The 16,533-nt window shown below is 69.3% G+C and carries 13 protein-coding genes; 8 read left to right on the top strand and 5 right to left on the bottom strand.

Going from position 1 to position 16,533, the window contains the following annotated elements; genetic code table 11:
• Positions 1–542: 542 nt before the first annotated feature.
• Together typA and FHX80_RS19695 are read right to left on the bottom strand one after the other, a co-directional pair.
• A complete protein-coding gene (gene typA, locus FHX80_RS19700; protein ID WP_145765397.1) occupies positions 543–2,414 on the bottom strand; it encodes a translational GTPase TypA in 1,872 nt (623 codons plus the stop codon).
• A gap of 430 nt (positions 2,415–2,844) precedes the next feature.
• Positions 2,845–5,244, bottom strand: coding sequence for an ABC transporter family substrate-binding protein (locus tag FHX80_RS19695; protein ID WP_145765396.1), 2,400 nt, complete (start codon positions 5,242–5,244; stop codon positions 2,845–2,847).
• A gap of 390 nt (positions 5,245–5,634) precedes the next feature.
• Here FHX80_RS19695 and FHX80_RS19690 point away from each other — a divergent pair, with 390 nt between their 5' ends.
• From FHX80_RS19690 to FHX80_RS19675, 4 genes are all read left to right on the top strand, one after another.
• Positions 5,635–5,883 carry a hypothetical protein gene (locus tag FHX80_RS19690; RefSeq protein WP_145765395.1) on the top strand — a complete coding sequence of 83 codons (249 nt, stop codon included), beginning with the start codon at positions 5,635–5,637 and terminating at the stop codon, positions 5,881–5,883.
• A 126-nt stretch (positions 5,884–6,009) separates the two neighbouring features.
• Positions 6,010–6,792, top strand: a complete 783-nt coding sequence (locus tag FHX80_RS19685; RefSeq protein ID WP_145767387.1) for a hypothetical protein — start codon at positions 6,010–6,012, stop codon at positions 6,790–6,792.
• Entirely contained in the window at positions 6,793–8,706 is a 1,914-nt protein-coding gene (locus FHX80_RS19680; RefSeq protein WP_145765394.1) for a fumarate reductase/succinate dehydrogenase flavoprotein subunit, read from the top strand.
• Positions 8,703–9,476, top strand: coding sequence for a succinate dehydrogenase/fumarate reductase iron-sulfur subunit (locus FHX80_RS19675; RefSeq protein ID WP_145765393.1), 774 nt, complete (start codon positions 8,703–8,705; stop codon positions 9,474–9,476). The genes FHX80_RS19680 and FHX80_RS19675 overlap by 4 nt, the downstream gene beginning before the upstream one ends.
• 95 nt (positions 9,477–9,571) lie before the next feature.
• Here FHX80_RS19675 and FHX80_RS19670 read toward each other — a convergent pair whose 3' ends face one another.
• A complete protein-coding gene (locus FHX80_RS19670) occupies positions 9,572–10,123 on the bottom strand; it encodes an isochorismatase family protein (protein ID WP_145765392.1) in 552 nt (183 codons plus the stop codon).
• 106 nt (positions 10,124–10,229) lie between these two features.
• On the bottom strand, positions 10,230–10,685 hold the full coding sequence (locus FHX80_RS19665) for a MarR family winged helix-turn-helix transcriptional regulator (RefSeq protein ID WP_145765391.1): 456 nt from the start codon (positions 10,683–10,685) through the stop codon (positions 10,230–10,232).
• Between the two features lie 191 nt (positions 10,686–10,876).
• Between FHX80_RS19665 and FHX80_RS19660 the strand changes: the two genes are divergently transcribed.
• Complete coding sequence (locus FHX80_RS19660; protein WP_145765390.1) at positions 10,877–11,932, top strand: LacI family DNA-binding transcriptional regulator; 1,056 nt, start codon at positions 10,877–10,879, stop codon at positions 11,930–11,932.
• 176 nt (positions 11,933–12,108) lie between these two features.
• On the opposite strand, the gene FHX80_RS19655 is transcribed toward FHX80_RS19660, so the two are convergent.
• Positions 12,109–13,089 (bottom strand): acetylxylan esterase, encoded by a 981-nt coding sequence (locus FHX80_RS19655; protein ID WP_145765389.1) that lies wholly within the window; start codon positions 13,087–13,089, stop codon positions 12,109–12,111.
• A 257-nt stretch (positions 13,090–13,346) separates the two neighbouring features.
• Between FHX80_RS19655 and FHX80_RS19650 the strand changes: the two genes are divergently transcribed.
• From FHX80_RS19650 to FHX80_RS19640, 3 genes are read left to right on the top strand one after another with little or no spacing between them, the layout of a single operon-like run.
• Positions 13,347–14,597: a sugar ABC transporter substrate-binding protein gene (locus tag FHX80_RS19650; protein WP_145765388.1), complete on the top strand. Its 1,251-nt coding sequence runs from the start codon at positions 13,347–13,349 to the stop codon at positions 14,595–14,597.
• 5 nt (positions 14,598–14,602) lie between these two features.
• Entirely contained in the window at positions 14,603–15,595 is a 993-nt protein-coding gene (locus FHX80_RS19645; RefSeq protein ID WP_145765387.1) for a carbohydrate ABC transporter permease, read from the top strand.
• Positions 15,592–16,503, top strand: a complete 912-nt coding sequence (locus tag FHX80_RS19640) for a carbohydrate ABC transporter permease (RefSeq protein ID WP_145765386.1) — start codon at positions 15,592–15,594, stop codon at positions 16,501–16,503. Before FHX80_RS19645 ends, FHX80_RS19640 begins: the two co-directional genes overlap by 4 nt.
• Positions 16,504–16,533 lie beyond the last annotated feature (30 nt).

Raw genomic sequence — 16,533 nt, 5'->3', positions numbered from 1 at the left:
GTCTCGGTTTGACAACATCCCCGGGCCGCGTGGATCAAAATACGGACAAAATGACTCCAGACAGACACGCCCGAAACGGACTGTTAACGCACCACCCGGAGAGTAGTGACCGCTTTCCGGACACATGGCCTGCGAAAACGAGTTGACGGCAACTTGACCGGATAGCGACCCGCCCTCGCCTCCGTCCCGCCCCGCGGCGGCCCCGACGGCGTCCCGCCGAGCGGCGCGGCCGGTCCCTGCCCGGACAACGCCCCGCCCCGGCGCTCCCGCGTGCGCCGACCACCTGCGGACGCCCCTGAACACGAGGTGGTCACCGCGCAACTCTCCGCAGCGAACGGGAAGTTCGACGTGGGAGGTACGCGATGACCTTCCCTCAGCATGGCGCACTCCGGCAGCCGGAGTCACTACGTTCGGCGCACGACCTTGAACACATGCGGAAACGGCTCGGCGGCCCCGCCTGTCGGGCGGGGCCGCCGAGCCGTTTCCGGTGCCGGAGCGCCGTGCCGTCCGAACCGCGAGGGTTCAGCGCCGGCAGGTGTGGATCAGCGCTTGGCGCGCGACGCGGAGCGGCCACGCTCCTTCTGGTCCAGGACGACCTTGCGGATACGCACGGTCTCCGGGGTCACCTCGATGCACTCGTCGTCGCGGCAGAACTCCAGCGACTGCTCCAGCGACAGCTTGCGGGCGGGCACCACGTTCTCCGTGGTGTCCGCGGAAGCCGCACGCATGTTGGTGAGCTTCTTCTCCTTGGTGATGTTCACGTCCATGTCGTCGGCGCGCGAGTTCTCGCCGATGATCATGCCTTCGTAGACCTCCGTGGTGGCCTCCGTGAAGATGACACCGCGCTCCTGGAGGTTGACCATCGCGAACGGCGTCACGACGCCCGCGCGGTCCGCCACCAGCGAACCGTTGTGACGGGTGCGCAGCTCGCCGAACCACGGCTCGTGGCCCTCGAAGAGGGAGTGCGCGATGCCCGTGCCACGGGTCTGGGTCAGGAACTCCGTACGGAAGCCGATGAGGCCGCGGGACGGGACGATCCACTCCATGCGGACCCAGCCCGAACCGTGGTTCGTCATCGTCTCCATGCGGCCCTTGCGGGACGCCATGAGCTGCGTGATGGCACCGAGGTGCTCCTCGGGCGAGTCGATGGTCATGCGCTCGATGGGCTCGTACGTCTTGCCCTCGACCTGCTTGGTGACCACCTGCGGCTTGCCGACCGTCAGCTCGAAGCCCTCGCGACGCATGGTCTCGATGAGGATGGCCAGGGCGAGTTCACCGCGGCCCTGGACCTCCCAGGCGTCGGGGCGCTCGGTGTCCAGGACGCGGAGCGAGACGTTACCGACCAGCTCGCGGTCCAGACGGTCCTTGATCTGGCGGGCGGTGACCTTGTGGCCCTTGCCGCCCTTGCCGACCAGCGGCGAGGTGTTGGCACCGATAGTCATCGAGATGGCGGGCTCGTCGACCGTGATCAGCGGCAGCGCGATCGGGTTCTCGGGGTCGGCCAGGGTCTCGCCGATCATGATGTCCGGGATACCGGCGATCGCGCAGATGTCGCCCGGACCGGCCTTCTCGGCGGGCTTACGGGTGAGCGCCTCCGTCATCAGCAGTTCGGTGATGCGGACGTTGGACATCGAGCCGTCACGCTTGATCCACGCGACGGTCTGGCCCTTGCGCAGCTCGCCCTGCTCGACGCGGCACAGCGCGATACGGCCGAGGAAGTTGTCGGCGTCCAGGTTGGTGACGTGCGCCTGGAGGGGGGCGTCGTCGTCGTACTCCGGGGCCGGGACCGCGGAGAGGATCGTGCTGAAGAACGGCTCCAGGCTGTCGCTGTCCGGCGGGACCTGGCCGTCCTCCGGCTTGGTCAGCGAGGCGACGCCGTCACGGGCGCAGGCGTAGACGATCGGGAACTCGATCTGGTCCTCGTCGGCGTCCAGGTCCAGGAAGAGGTCGTACGTCTCGTCGATGACCTCGGCGATCCGGGAGTCCGGGCGGTCCGTCTTGTTGATGCAGAGGATGACCGGCAGCTTGGCCGTCAGCGCCTTGCGGAGCACGAAGCGGGTCTGCGGCAGCGGGCCCTCGGAGGCGTCGACCAGCAGGACGACCGCGTCCACCATCGACAGGCCGCGCTCGACCTCACCACCGAAGTCGGCGTGGCCGGGGGTGTCGATGATGTTGATGGTGATGACGTCGCCGCCATCCTTGGGGTGGTACTTCACGGCCGTGTTCTTGGCCAGGATCGTGATGCCCTTCTCACGCTCCAGGTCGTTCGAGTCCATCATGCGTTCGTCGAGGTTCTCGGCGGCGTGCGCGGCGAACGCGCCGGCCTGCCTGAGCATGGCGTCGACCAGCGTGGTCTTGCCGTGGTCGACGTGGGCGACAATGGCTACGTTACGGATGTCGTGGCGCGTGGGCATGGGTGGCTTGCGCTTCTCTCGGATCGGGGATTCAGGCGTCTTAGTCGGTCTTGAGTCCTCGTACGCCCGCCGGGCGGACGCGCCACGGCTAGTCCCATGGTACGGGCCGGGCGCCCCTGCGGCTTCCCAGGCAAGTGTGAGCGGCGGCAGAACGGCCGGACCGCCTCGTGCGCGGCGGCCGTCGCCCCTTCGGGAGGCCCCTCGTCGCAGTCGGGGATCCCGGCTCCCTCGGCAGTCCGGCTCACTGCGTGGCCGACACCGGGGCGGGTGCGGAGCAGGGCCTCCCGGCCGGCCTCCGGGGTTGGGGCCCCGGAGGCCGGGAGGCTGAGCGGCTACCCGGGTCAGCGGGTGCACACAGCCTTGCCCGCCGACCGGCGAGCGAGCAAGGGAATTGAGCCAGTTCTGAGCTTTCCGGTCCTGCGCTGACCTGCTACTTCTTCGGAACGGCCGGGGCTCCCGCCGCCTGCGGCTTCTTGAAACCGATGTCCTGGTAGTGGGGTACCCCGAAGCCGAAGGCGCCGACGTTCACCAGCTTCTTGTCGGTCGCGACGAGCTGCGGGCGCTGGTAGAGAGGAATCGATCCTGCGGCGGCCCAGATCCGGGCGTCCGCCTGCTTCATCAGGTTCCTGGCCGAGCCCTCGTCGAGCTCCCCGGCGGCCTGGTCGAAGAGCTGGTCGATGTGGTCCGTGCCGACGCGGGTGTAGTTCTGCTCGACGAGCAGCGAACCGTCGGTCGCGGGCACCGGCTTGGCGAAGATCGGGCGGTCGTCGGTGGCCGGATAGGCGGTCGCGGGCCAGGAGTACAGCGCCAGGTCGTAGTCACCGGACGCGACGTGGTCCCGGAAGTAGCTCTCGTCGGAGACCTTGACGATCTCGGTACGGATCCCGATCGTGTCGAGCATCGCGGCGATCTTGTCCCCGACGCTGCGCAGCGACTCCGAGCCCGGACCGGAGGGCAGGACGAACCGCAGGGACAGCGGCTTGCCGTCCTTGCCGAGGGGGCCGCGGGCGGAGCCGGGGGCCTGGGCGGGGGCGGCGGTGCCGGCCGGCGCGTAGGCGCCGGCGGCGCCACCGGGCTGCCGGTCCTGGGCGGTGATCCTGGCCGTGGCCTCCTCGGAGGTGCCCGTCTCCCCCAGGTGTCCGGCCTGGCGCAGCAGGGCGGCGCTCTGTACGGCGGCGATGGGGGCCGGGGCGAGCACGTGGGTGACGGCGCCCTCGGCGTCGCCGGGCTTGTTGTCGTCGCCGACGATGTAGAGGCCGTCGTCGTGGGAGGGCTCGTGACGGGCGGCGCTGTCGTTCCTGCCGTCGTTCTTGCCGTCGTCGGCCTTCTTGTCCCCCTCCTTCTTGTTGCTCTCCGCCTTCTTCTGTTCCTCCGCCTTCTTCTTGTCCTCCGCCTGCTTGTCCGCCGCCTTCTTCTCGTCCTTCTGCTTCTCGCCCTCGCTGCCGGCCTTGGTGCCCTCCTCCTTCTTGAGGGCGCCCTCCGGGGTCCAGCCGGCGTCGGCCAGCAGCGCCTGGGCCTCCTTGGTGTCCTGGCCGCCGAGGGCGCCACTGCCGTCCTTGTAGCCGGGCTGTCCGACCAGGGCCAGATGGCTGCCGAGCGGGGTGGCTGGCAGGCCGAGCGGTTTGAGCACGGTGTCGACGAGTGCCTGGCGGTCCAGCGCGCGGGCCACTGCCCGGCGTACCCGGTCGTCGGCGAGCGGTCCGGTCTCACCGTTCAGGGCGAGCTGGGTGTAGGCGGGCTCCAGGGACTTGCGTACGACGTAGCCGCGCAGACCGTTCTGCTCGGTGGCGTACGCCGTCGCGGCCCTGGCCTTCGCGTCCCTGGCGGCCCGCGCCTTCGCGGCCGCTCCCGCGTCGGAGCCGTGCACCACCGCCCAGGACCGCAGGGCCGCGGCCGGGGTGAGCTCGGAGCCGGGGCCCTCGGCGGGCGGCGCCCCGCCGCTGCCGGTGGCCTGGACGATGCGGTGGGCGGCAACCGCGTCGATGTCGGCGATGTCGACCTTTCCGGCGGTCAGCGCCTTGGTGCGGTCCTGCGGCTTGACCGCCTTGAAGACCAGCGAGTCGAGCTTGGCCCGGCTGCCCCACCAGCGCGGGTTCCGGGTCAGCGTGACGGAACCCGTCGCCTTGTCCACGCCGCTCAGCCGAAACGGCCCCGCGGTCGCCTTGAGCGTGGACCGCGCGCCGTCGTTGAAGGCGTTCGGGGAGCCCGTCACCTGCTTCGGGTACAGCGGGGAGAAGAGGGAGCGCCAGTCCGCGTACGGCTTGGCGAAGGTGACCTTGACCTCCAGGTCGTCGGCGCCGCGCTCGATCTTCTCGATGCGCTCGTACCCGGCGTTGCGGGCGGTCCAGAACGAGGACTCCTTGCCGCTCAGCGCGCGCCACTGGGCGACGAAGTCCGGTGCCCCGATCTCCCGGCCGTCGCTCCACACGGCCTGCTGGTTGAGCCGGTAGAGCACGACCTGCCTCGGCTCGTTCTCGACCACCTTCGCGGACTCCAGGTAGTCCGGGTTCAGCTGCGGCCGGCCCTTGACGTCCAGCGGGAAGAGGGTCGGCAGGAGCGCGCCGGTGATCCGGGTGGTGGCACTGTCCGCGTCCGCCTGGAAGACGTTGAGGGTGGCGGGCATCGCGTCGATCGCCCAGTTGACCGTGCCGCCCTCCGTGACCTGGGAGCGGGCCGCGGGTGCGACGTCCTGCGGGACGACGGGGGCGGCGGCCTCCTCGTTGCCCGAGCTGCAGCCGGCCAGTACGGGGAGCGTGAGCACACCCGTGGTGAAGAGCGCGAGCGAGCGGCGCTTTCGGGCTGTCCCGCGCGGGACGCCGACGTGGGACATGGCTGATACCTCCGGAGACGGCCCGGACCACCCGTAACCGAATGGACCGAATCATGCATGTTTGGTGGCATTTACAGTTGATCACACTGATTCCGTCCATCCACTGAAAGCGGCCACGCGCGAGGGGTGCCGCAGACACGGCGCAACGACCCCCGAACCTCACCCGCGCGGCGGAGCTCCGGCACCCGCACGAACCCGTGGCCATGGCCGTGGCCGGAACCCGACCCCTCGACAACGGCCGGAACTCGACGCCCCGGAGGGCCCGCCTGGGACCTTTCAGCCGGACCGGTGAGCCGGGGCGGCCCGCTCCCTTCACAAACGGGATGTGACGCGCGACACTCGCATGCGCATGAGCATGGCCACCCGCGACTGCGGAAGTGAGAGCAAGTCATGTCACTGCAGGACGAATTGACGGCAGTTCAGCACTGTCTCGACGACCTGGCCCGCACCGTCGGGCGGCTGGAGCGGAGCCTCGCGCAGCTGCGCGAGGTGGGCCCCGCACCGGACCCGCTCGCCCCGGACGGCCACGCCGACCCCGTCGACGGCGTCATCACGATCACCGAGGCGCCGTACGACACCACTCTGTGGACGGACTCGGACGACGAGGGTCTGGGCGTCCGCGGCAGGCACGCCCCCTAGGAGAACTCCTTGGCCACCGATACGGAAACAGGTACGAATTCAGGTAAGGACTCAGGCGAGGATCCGGGTGCGGCTCCGGGCACGGAGCCGCCGGCGGGGCTCGGAGCCGGGACCCGGACCGCGGGTGTGCACCACGCCTCGCGGGCCGCCATCGCCGCCCGCCATCTGCGGACCGACCGCTGGTGGCTGGCGCCCGCCGTGACAGCGGCCGGCCTCCTCGCCTTCATCGTCTACTCGACGTGGCGGGCGTTCTCGAACGCCGACTACTACGCCGCGCCCTATGTCTCGCCGTTCTACTCGCCCTGTCTGGCGGACAGCTGCGCCCCCATGCGGCACGGCCCGAACTGGGAACTCTTCGGCAGCTGGTGGGGCCTCTCCCCCGCCCTGCTGATCCTGATCTTCCCGCTCGGCTTCCGGCTGACCTGCTACTACTACCGCAAGGCCTACTACCGGGGCTTCTGGGCCTCGCCCCCGGCCTGCGCGGTCGCCGAACCGCACACGGCGTACACCGGCGAGACCCGCTTCCCGCTGATCATGCAGAACCTCCACCGGTACTTCTTCTACGCGGCGCTGCCGGTCGCCGGGATCCTCACGTACGACACCGTGCTCTCCTTCCGCGACGAGCACTACGCCTGGGGCCATATGGGTCTCGGCTCACTGATCTTCGTCGTCAACATCGCCCTGATCTGGGCGTACACCTTGTCCTGCCACTCCTGCCGGCACATCATCGGCGGCCGGCTGCGGCACTTCTCGAAGCACCCCGTGCGCTACCGGCTCTGGGGCTGGGTGGGTCGGCTCAACGCCCGTCACATGCTGCTCGCCTGGGCCTCGCTGATCAGCGTGGCACTCGCCGACTTCTATGTGTACCTCGTCGCCTCCGGCGCCTTCGACGATCCGAGGTTTTTCTGAATGACAGAGCTCGAACGGCAGCAGTGGGATGTCGTCGTGGTCGGTGCCGGAGGCGCCGGGCTGCGCGCCGCGATCGAGGCGCGGGAGCGCGGAGCCCGTACCGCCGTCATCTGCAAATCGCTCTTCGGCAAGGCGCACACGGTCATGGCGGAGGGCGGGATCGCCGCCTCCATGGGCAATGTGAACTCCGGGGACAACTGGCAGGTGCACTTCCGCGACACCATGCGCGGCGGGAAGTTCCTCAACCAGTGGCGGATGGCGGAGCTGCACGCCAAGGAGGCGCCCGACCGGGTCTGGGAGCTGGAGACCTGGGGCGCGCTCTTCGACCGCACCCCCGAGGGGAAGATCTCCCAGCGCAACTTCGGCGGCCACGAGTATCCGCGTCTGGCGCACGTCGGGGACCGTACCGGCCTCGAACTGATCCGCACCCTCCAGCAGAGGATCGTCTCGCTCCAGCAGGAGGACAAACGCGAATTCGGTGACTACGAGGCCCGGTTGAAGGTCTTCCAGGAGTGCACGGTCACCCGCGTCCTCAAGGACGGCGAGCGGGTCGCCGGGACCTTCTGCTACGAGCGCGAGACGGGCCGCTTCTTCGTGCTGGAGGCACCCGCGGTCGTCCTCGCCACCGGCGGCATCGGAAAGTCCTTCAAGGTGACGTCGAACTCCTGGGAGTACACCGGCGACGGCCATGCGCTGGCCCTGCTGGCGGGCGCTCCCCTGATGAACATGGAGTTCGTGCAGTTCCATCCGACGGGCATGGTCTGGCCACCGTCGGTCAAGGGCATCCTCGTCACCGAGTCGGTGCGCGGCGACGGCGGGGTGCTGCGGAACTCCGAGGGCAAGCGCTTCATGTTCGAATACGTGCCCGATGTGTTCAAGGAGAAGTACGCGCAGTCGGAGGAGGAGGGCGACCGCTGGTACGAGGACCCGGACAACAACCGCCGCCCGCCCGAACTGCTGCCGCGCGACGAGGTCGCGCGGGCCATCAACTCCGAGGTGAAGGCGGGCCGCGGATCGCCGCACGGCGGGGTGTTCCTGGATGTGTCGACGCGGATGTCCGCGGAGCGGATCCGGCGCCGGCTGCCGTCGATGTACCACCAGTTCAAGGAGCTGGCGGATGTCGACATCACGGCCGAGGCGATGGAGGTCGGCCCGACCTGTCACTACGTGATGGGCGGCATAGCCGTCGACTCCGACACCGCCGCCGCCCTCGATGTGCCGGGCCTGTACGCGGCCGGCGAGGTCGCGGGCGGCATGCACGGCTCCAACCGGCTCGGCGGGAACTCCCTCTCCGACCTGCTGGTCTTCGGCCGGCGCGCCGGACTGCACGCCGCCGGGTACGCCGCTTCCACCGACACCCTGCCCGTGGTGGACGAGGCGCAGACCGCCGCCGCGGCCGCGGAGGCGCTGCGACCGTTCAGCGCGGAGGACCTCGCCGAGGGGGCGCCCACGGAGAATCCGTACACCCTGCACCAGGAACTCCAGCAGACGATGAACGACCTGGTCGGCATCATCCGCCGCGCCCCCGAGATGGAGCGGGCCCTGGAGAAACTGGCCGGGCTGCGGGAGCGGGCCCGGCGGGCCGGGGTCGAGGGGCACCGGCAGTTCAACCCCGGCTGGCACCTCTCGCTCGACCTGCGGAACATGCTGCTGGTCAGCGAGTGCATCGCACGGGCGGCGCTGGAGCGCACCGAGAGCCGCGGCGGCCACACCCGCGAGGACTGCCCTGCCATGGAGCGCTCCTGGCGCCCGGTCAACCTGCTGTGCCGGCCGGCCGACGTCTCCGCCGCGCCGCTGGAGGGCCGGATCGATCTCGTACGCGAGGTCACCGAGCCCATCCGTCCGGATCTGCTCTCCCTCTTCGAGAAGGAGGAGCTGGTCAAGTACCTCGCCGATGAGGAGCTGTACGAGTGAGCAGCTACAACGCACGGTTCAGGGTGTGGCGCGGGGACACCGATGGCGGCGGCCTGGAGGATTTCGCGGTCGAGGTCAACGACGGCGAGGTCGTCCTCGACATCATCCACCGCATCCAGGCCACCCAGGCGGGTGATCTGGCGGTGCGGTGGAACTGCAAGGCCGGCAAGTGCGGTTCGTGCAGCGCGGAGATCAACGGACGGCCGCGGCTGCTGTGCATGACGCGCATGTCGGTGTTCACCCGCGAGGAGACGATCACGGTCACCCCGCTGCGGGCCTTCCCGGTGGTGCGCGATCTGGTGACGGACGTGTCGTTCAACTACGCCAAGGCACGGGAAGTGCCCGCCTTCGTGCCCCCGCATGGGGTGAAGGCGGGCGAGTACCGGATGCAGCAGGTCGATGTGGACCGCTCGCAGGAGTTCCGCAAGTGCATCGAGTGCTTCCTGTGCCAGGACACCTGCCATGTGGTGCGTGACCACGAGGAGAACAAGGCGGCCTTCGCCGGACCGCGCTTCCTGATGCGGATCGCGGAGCTGGACATGCACCCGCTGGACGCCGCCGCCGAGTCCGGACTCGACCGGAAGGCGACGGCCCAGGAGGAGCACGGGCTCGGCTACTGCAACATCACGAAGTGCTGTACGGAGGTGTGCCCCGAGCACATCAAGATCACCGACAACGCGCTGATCCCGCTGAAGGAGCGGGCCGTGGACCGTAAGTACGACCCGTTGGTGTGGCTGGGGAACAAGATCCGGCGGCGGGAGCCGTCCTGAGGGGCGTGAGTCCCGTCCCCTGAGGGAGTGGCCCGGATTTTTCGTCCTCGGGGTGCCTCGGAACGGGTTCCGAGGCACCCCGAGGACGTTCCGGATCAGCCCAGCAGCTTGATGATCGCGTCCGTGGTGTCGGTCTCGCCGAGGCGCGGGAAGATCCGCTCGACGCTGTTGTCGTGGGCCTCGGCGCTCATGTCGGTCACCGCGTCCGTGGCGATCGTGACGTGGTAGCCGTACTCGTACGCCGAGCGGGCGGTGGACTCGACGCCGATGCTGGTCGCGACACCGGCCACCACGACCTGGGTCACACCGCGGCGGCGCAGCTGGAGGTCGAGGTCGGTGCCGTAGAAGGCGCCCCACTGCTGCTTGGTGACAACGATGTCGCCCTCCCGCGGGCCGAGCTCGGGAACGATGTCGGCCCAGTCGGCGGCGGGCTGCCCGGAGCGGGCGGGTGCCTCGGTGCGGCCGGGGGCGCCGCCGGTGACACGGACCAGGACGACCGGCAGGCCCTTGGCCCGGAACGCGTCGGCGAGGGTCGTGGCGTGCGCGATGACATCGGCGATGGGGTGGACCGTGGGCAGGGCGGTGATGCCCTTCTGGAGGTCGACGACGACCAGGGCGGTCTTCGGGTCGAGGGTGGTGGCGCTCATGCCGGTGCTCCTTGCTGAGTGGTGCGGGACGGATTTCACGTAGCGGTGGGGCGGTGAGCCGGGCGCCGGATCGGGAGTCAGGGCCCCGGGGCCGCGTCGCGGCCGGTCATGAACCGACCAGGCGGTCCAGGAGGGCGGTCGCCTCGGCCACGGAGCGGCGCTCGGCCCCGTCGAGTTCGGCGGCGATGGCCTCGGCCAGCCAGTTCCGCTTGGCGGCCCGGACCGCCGCGAGCGTCGTGCGCCCGGTGTCGGTGATCGACATGACGGACTTGCGCCCGTCCTCCGGATCGGGCGCCCGCTCGACGAGCCCCTGCTCCTCCAGCGCGCCCAGCGTCAGCCGCATGGACTGCGGGCGTACGAACTCGGCACGGGCCAGCGCGGCCGTGGTGGCCGGGCCCCCGTCCTCGATCCGGGCCAGTACCGAGCGCTGGGTCGGTGTGAGCAGACTCTCCGAGGACGAGGAACGCAGCCGTCGCAGCAGTCTGCCGACGACGGCCGCGAGGTCGTCCGCCACCTGCTCGGCCGTGGGATCGACGGGGGCGGGACCGGGCGATTGCGTCATGCGCCCACCGTAAAGATGCACAGGTCACCTTGCAAGGTTGCCTGTCATTTCCCGGCCTGTACGCCGCCTGTTTTGTCTGCTTATTTCGGAGGGCCTTGCTCGTGCCCGGCCCGCGATCTAGGGTGAATGCGCTTTCACAGCGTGTGTGTCGAGACGTGTCGGTACGGAAGAAGAAGCGGACGGTCGGTCGAGTGAGCGCCCCAACGGTGTACGACGTGGCCGAGCGGTCGGGCGTCTCCATTGCCACGGTTTCACGGGTCTACCGCACCCCGGATTCGGTGCGCGCCCAGACCCGCGAACGGGTCCTTCAGGCGGCGCGCGAGCTCGGTTACGTACCCAGCGGAAACGCCCGCGGACTGGCCAGCCGCACCACCGGAGTGCTCGGACTGTGCTTTCCCGACTACGCCGACCCGGATGCCGAGGCCGACGCCGAGGCGGACAGCGACGCCGACGACGCGGTGATGCTCTACTCCGACCAGATCATCCGCGGCATGGAGCGCGCCGCCCGGCGGCACGGCTACGCCCTGCTGATCGCCGCGTCGCTGGAGGGCGGGCCGGAGAGCCTGGTCGCGAAGGTCGCGGGCCGGGTCGACGGCTTCGCCGTTCTGGCCCAGACGGTGCCGACCGAGGACCTTGAGGTCATATCGCGCCGGCTGCCGGTCGTGATGATCGCCGGGCCTCGCGAGATAGACCACCTCGACCACATCATCGTCGCCAACGTCGAAGGCGAGCGCGAACTGACCCGCCACCTGATCGAGGACCACGGCCTGCACCTGCTCGCCTTCATCGGCGGCGACACCGACTCGCCCGACGCCGAGGCACGGTTCCGCGGCTTCCGGGAGGCTTGCCAGGACGCGGGTCTCCCGGTGCCGGACGCACCGGCCGTCCGGACGACGATGATGACGCAGGCCGAGGGCGCGAGTGCCGCCGAACGGCTGCTGGACGGGGGCGGGCAGCAGCCGGAGGCGATGCTGTTCGCCAACGACCAGATGGCGGTGGGCGCCCTGCGTGCACTGGCGAGACGCGGCATCCGGGTACCCGAGGACATGGCGGTGACCGGCTTCGACGGCATCCCGCTCAGCCGGATCGTCCAGCCGCCACTGACGACGGTGCGCCAGCCGATCCGCCAACTCGGCGAGCAGGCGGTCGAGTTGCTGGTGCAGCGGCTGAACAACGCGAGCCGCGAACCGGTGTCACTCACCCTCCCGGTCTCCCCGATCCGCCGCAGAAGCTGCGGCTGCGGCTGACGGAGCAGGCGGGGCGGACGAGGCAGACAGGGCAGTGCACCTGGGGTGGCCGGGCCCGACCACCCCAGCCGCCCCGACCACCCCAGCCGCCCCAGCCACCCCGGCCACCCCGGCCACCCCAGCCGCCCCAGCCACCCCGGCCGAGACGGCCAACCCGGCCGCCCCGACCACCCCCGTCAGCGCCCCAGCCACTCACCGAAGAACCGCTGCCGCGCCGCCACCAGCCCGGCCGTCTCGGCGGCCGTTCCCGCATGCTCGAAGTGCCCCGCCCTCAGCACCAGCAGCTCCCGCTCCCCCGCGAGCGCGTTGTGCACCGCGAACTGCCCCGGCGGCGGCACCGCCGGGTCGAACAGGGCCGCGGCCACCAGCGTCGGCAGCTCCAGGAACCTTGCGGCCGTCGCGGCGTCGAAGTACCTCAGCACCTCGGTGACCTCGGGATGCTCCCGGTGGTACCCGCGCACCGACTCCCCGCTCCCCGTACACGGCAGGGTGAGCCGCAACGGGTGGTTCCCGAACGTGGGCACCGTCAGCTGCGCGGCCCCGAACCGGTCGTCCCACGGCAGGGCCAGCGCGCCGAGCCCCCCGCCGAAGCTCTCCCCGAGGTAGCCGAGCGGACCCGCCTCCGCCAACTCGGGCACCAGTTCGCGCAGCGCCGACGCCGCACACCACAGGTCCGCCACGCAGTCACCGATCACATACGACTCGCGTGACTCGATGCCGTGCAGCACATGCGCGTCAGCGACGTCCGGGATGCCCGGCACCAGGCCGCGCGTCCCCATCCCCCGCACACAGGGCAGGATCGCGGCCGCCCCGGGCAGCGGCAGCGGCACATCGGGGCCCGGCTCCTGCCGGCCGCCGTAGCCGTGGCCGATGACGAACCCATGGCGCGCCGCCCCGTCCGACGGCAGGGCGAGCCAGCCCCCCAGCCGCACCCCGCCCACCGAGGCGAATGTCACTCGGTGGATCCGGACGCCGTCGCGCTCGTCCTCCAGCGGCCCGATCTCCGGCTCCGTGGCGACCTCGCGAGCGGCCTCGTACCGGGCTCGCCAGAAGTCGGCGAAGCCGTCCGGCGCGAGGGGCGCGGGAAGGGCGGTCAGGTCGTCGAGGGTGCGCCCGTAGGACGGGTCGAAAGGGAAATCATGTACGAACGAGGACATGATCACGACAATATCCCCTCCCTGGATCCACGATTCGGGCCGCCGGCGACCACCCACCCCAATCGTGCGCAATCGGTCACATGGTTCTCTATTTCGCAAACGGCACGCTTACCGTTCGAAGTTGAACATTCAGATATCCGGCACGTTGCGCGAGTGTGACCTAGCACCCTCTTGCGGATTCCCGAATCCCTGCCGCAGAGTGATGTATGCGCTTACAGGCAGCGCATACATTCGGATTGCTCAAGGAGGAGCCCTCCATGCCCCGCACCGCCAGAACCGCCTCCACCGGTATCGGTATCGCAGTCGTGCTCGCTCTTGGCCTCACCGCGTGCGGCAGCTCCGGTGGCGACAACGTCGCCGCGGACAAGAAGCAGACGCTCACCGTCTGGGCCATGGGGGCCGAGGGCGAGAAGCTCGCGGATGTGGCCAAGGTCTACGAGAAGGCCAATCCGAACATCACCATCAAGGTGACCCCGGTCGGCTGGGACGTCGCCCACCAGAAGCTGGTCTCCGCGGCCGCCGCCGGCAGCATGCCGGACGTGGCGCAGATGGGCGGCAGCTACATGGGCGAGTTCTCCGAGCTCGGAGTCCTGGAGCCGGTCGACACCAAGATCTTCCAGGAGAAGGACTTCTTCCCGGCCGGCTGGCAGCAGGGCGAGGTGGACGGCCAGGCGTACGGCGTGCCGTGGTACGTCGACACCCGCGTCCTCTACTACCGCACCGACCTGGCCAAGCAGGCCGGCATCACCAAGGCTCCGACCGACTGGAAGGAGATGCGGGACCTCGCCACCGCCTACCAGAAGAAGGCGGACACCAAGTGGGGCCTGTCCATCCAGCCCAGCGGCCTGGACACGGTGCAGAACTTCTACTCCTTCCTGTACTCGGCCGGCGGCGAGATCGTCAACGACAAGGGCGAGGCCGTCATCGACAGCCCCGAGGCCGTCAAGGCGCTCAAGGAGTACGGCTCGTACTTCGACAAGGGGCTCTCCAACAAGTCCGTGCAGCCCGGCTACGACGTGGTGAAGGACTTCGGCAACGGCCGCGTCCCGATGTTCTTCGGCGGCCCCTGGCACGTCACCCTGCTGAACGAGGGCCAGCCGCAGCTCACGGGCAAGTGGGCGGTGGCCAACGTCCCCTCCGACAAGGCCTCCGTCTCGATGGCCGGCGGCTCCTCCCTGGTGATCTCCAAGGACAGCGAGCACAAGGCCGCGGCCACCGAGTTCATCAAGTACCTGACGGACACCAAGGGCCAGGCCGACTGGTACAAGCGCACCAAGGACCTGCCGGCGAACACCGCCGCCTGGACCTCCGGTGACCTCGCCGACGACGCCGATCTGCAGATCTTCAAGAAGCAGATGGACACCGCCAAGTCCTCGCCGTCGCTGTCCAACTGGACCGAGATCACCGACAAGGTCGACCAGGCCATCGCGAAGGTGACGCAGGGCAAGGCTTCCGCCGAGGACGCGCTGAAGACGGCGCAGTCCCAGATCGAAGGCCTCGTGAAGTAGGAGCCATGAGCACCACGACCGGAAAGGCCGCAGAGTCGGCCAAGGTGCAGGCCGGGCCGGGGACCGCGAAGTCCCCGGCCGCCGGGCCCAAGGGTTCGCGCATGCGTGGGAAGCCCAGGCTGGGCGTGCAGAACATGGCCGGCTGGCTGTTCTCCACTCCCTTCCTCGTTCTCTTCCTCGTCTTCATGGCCGTCCCGATCATCGCCACCCTGGTGATGAGTTTCACGGACTTCGGGCTGCGCAACGTGACGCACCCGCTGGACGCGAACTTCATCGGGTTCGAGAACTACACCAAGCTGTTCAGTGACGAGAAGTTCCTCAAGTCGCTGTTCAACACGGCGTACTTCGTGGTCATCGGCGTCCCGCTGACGATCTTCCTCGGACTGCTCGTCGCCGTACTGCTGAACAACGGCATCGACCGGGCCCGGACCTTCTTCCGCGTCGGCTTCTACGCCCCGGTCGTCACCACCATCGTGGCGGTCGCCGTCGTCTGGCGCTTCGTGCTGGACCCGAGCGACGGCCTCGTCGCGGGCCTCTTCTCCGAAGTGGGCCTCACCGCTCCGGACTTCCTCGGCTCCGAGACGCTCGCCATGCCGTCGATGATCGCGATGGCGGTCTGGCGCAACGTCGGCACGGTCATGGTGCTCTTCATCGCCGGTCTGCAGGCCATTCCCACCGAGGTGCGGGAGGCGGCGCGGCTGGACGGCGCCGGCGTCTGGCAGGAGTTCAAGGGCATCACCGTCCCGCTGCTGCGGCCCACGATGCTCTACGCCACCGTGATCACCACGATCGGCTACCTCAACGTCTTCGAGGAGCCCTTCGTGATGACGCAGGGCGGTCCCTCGGACTCGACGCTCACCGTCTCGCTGAACATGTACCGCGAGGGCTTCAACTTCTTCCACATGGGCTATGCGAGCGCCATGGCGTATGTCCTCTTCGTAGTGATCATGGGCATCACGGTGCTGCAGCTCCGACTGCTGAAGGACAACACGAAATGAGCGCCACCAATGCACCGGGCGCCGTCTCGACGGCGCCGTCGAAGAAGCCCGGGAACGCCGAGCGGAAGGACCGGGCCCGGCAGCCCAGGTCCCTGAAGCGGATCGCCGTCTACGTCCTGCTCTCGCTCGGCCTGCTGATCATGTCGGCGCCGTTCCTGTGGATGGCCCTCTCCGCGTTCAAGACGTCGAGCGAACTGACCGCGAGCCCGCCGGTCTGGATCCCGACCGAGTGGACCCTGGAGAACTTCCGGGACCTGCTCGACAAGCTCGATCTGCCGCTGTACTTCATGAACTCGGTGATCGTGGCGGTGCTGGTCACCGTGTCCAACCTGGTGTTCTGCTCGATGCTCGGCTACGCCCTGGCCAAGCTGAGGTTCGCGGGCCGCAACAAGATCTTCGGTCTGGTTCTCGGCGCCCTCATGGTGCCCGGCAACCTGATGCTGCTGCCGCTGTTCGTCCTGATGAGCAAGTTGCAGCTGATCGACTCGTACGCCGGTCTGGTGCTGCCGTTCGCAGCCGGTGCCTTCGGCGTCTTCCTGATGCGGCAGTTCATGCAGTCGATCCCGGACGAGCTGCTGGAAGCGGCCCGGATGGACGGCGCGGGCGAGTGGTACATCTTCTGGCGCATCGTGATGCCGCTGGTCAAGCCCGCCCTGGCGACGCTGTCGATCTTCACGTTCCTCGGTTCCTGGAACAACTTCGTCTGGCCGCTCATCGCGACCAACGACCCCGACAAGTACACCCTTCCGGTGGCCCTGGCCACGTTCGCCACCGACCCGAACAAGGCCGGCGGATCCAACGGCATGCTGATGGCCGGTTCCTTCCTGATCGTGCTGCCGGTCCTGGTCGTGTTCATCGCGCTCCAGCGGCACTTCACGCAGGGCATCGCCACCGCGGGCATGAAGTAGTACGCCCGCGGGGGCGGCCCCGCCCCGCCC

Origin of the sequence: Streptomyces brevispora (assembly GCF_007829885.1) — a bacterium.
Classification (GTDB): domain Bacteria; phylum Actinomycetota; class Actinomycetes; order Streptomycetales; family Streptomycetaceae; genus Streptomyces; species Streptomyces brevispora.
Note: the sequence above shows the minus strand (reverse complement) of the source record. Positions and strands in the feature narration are given on the sequence as shown.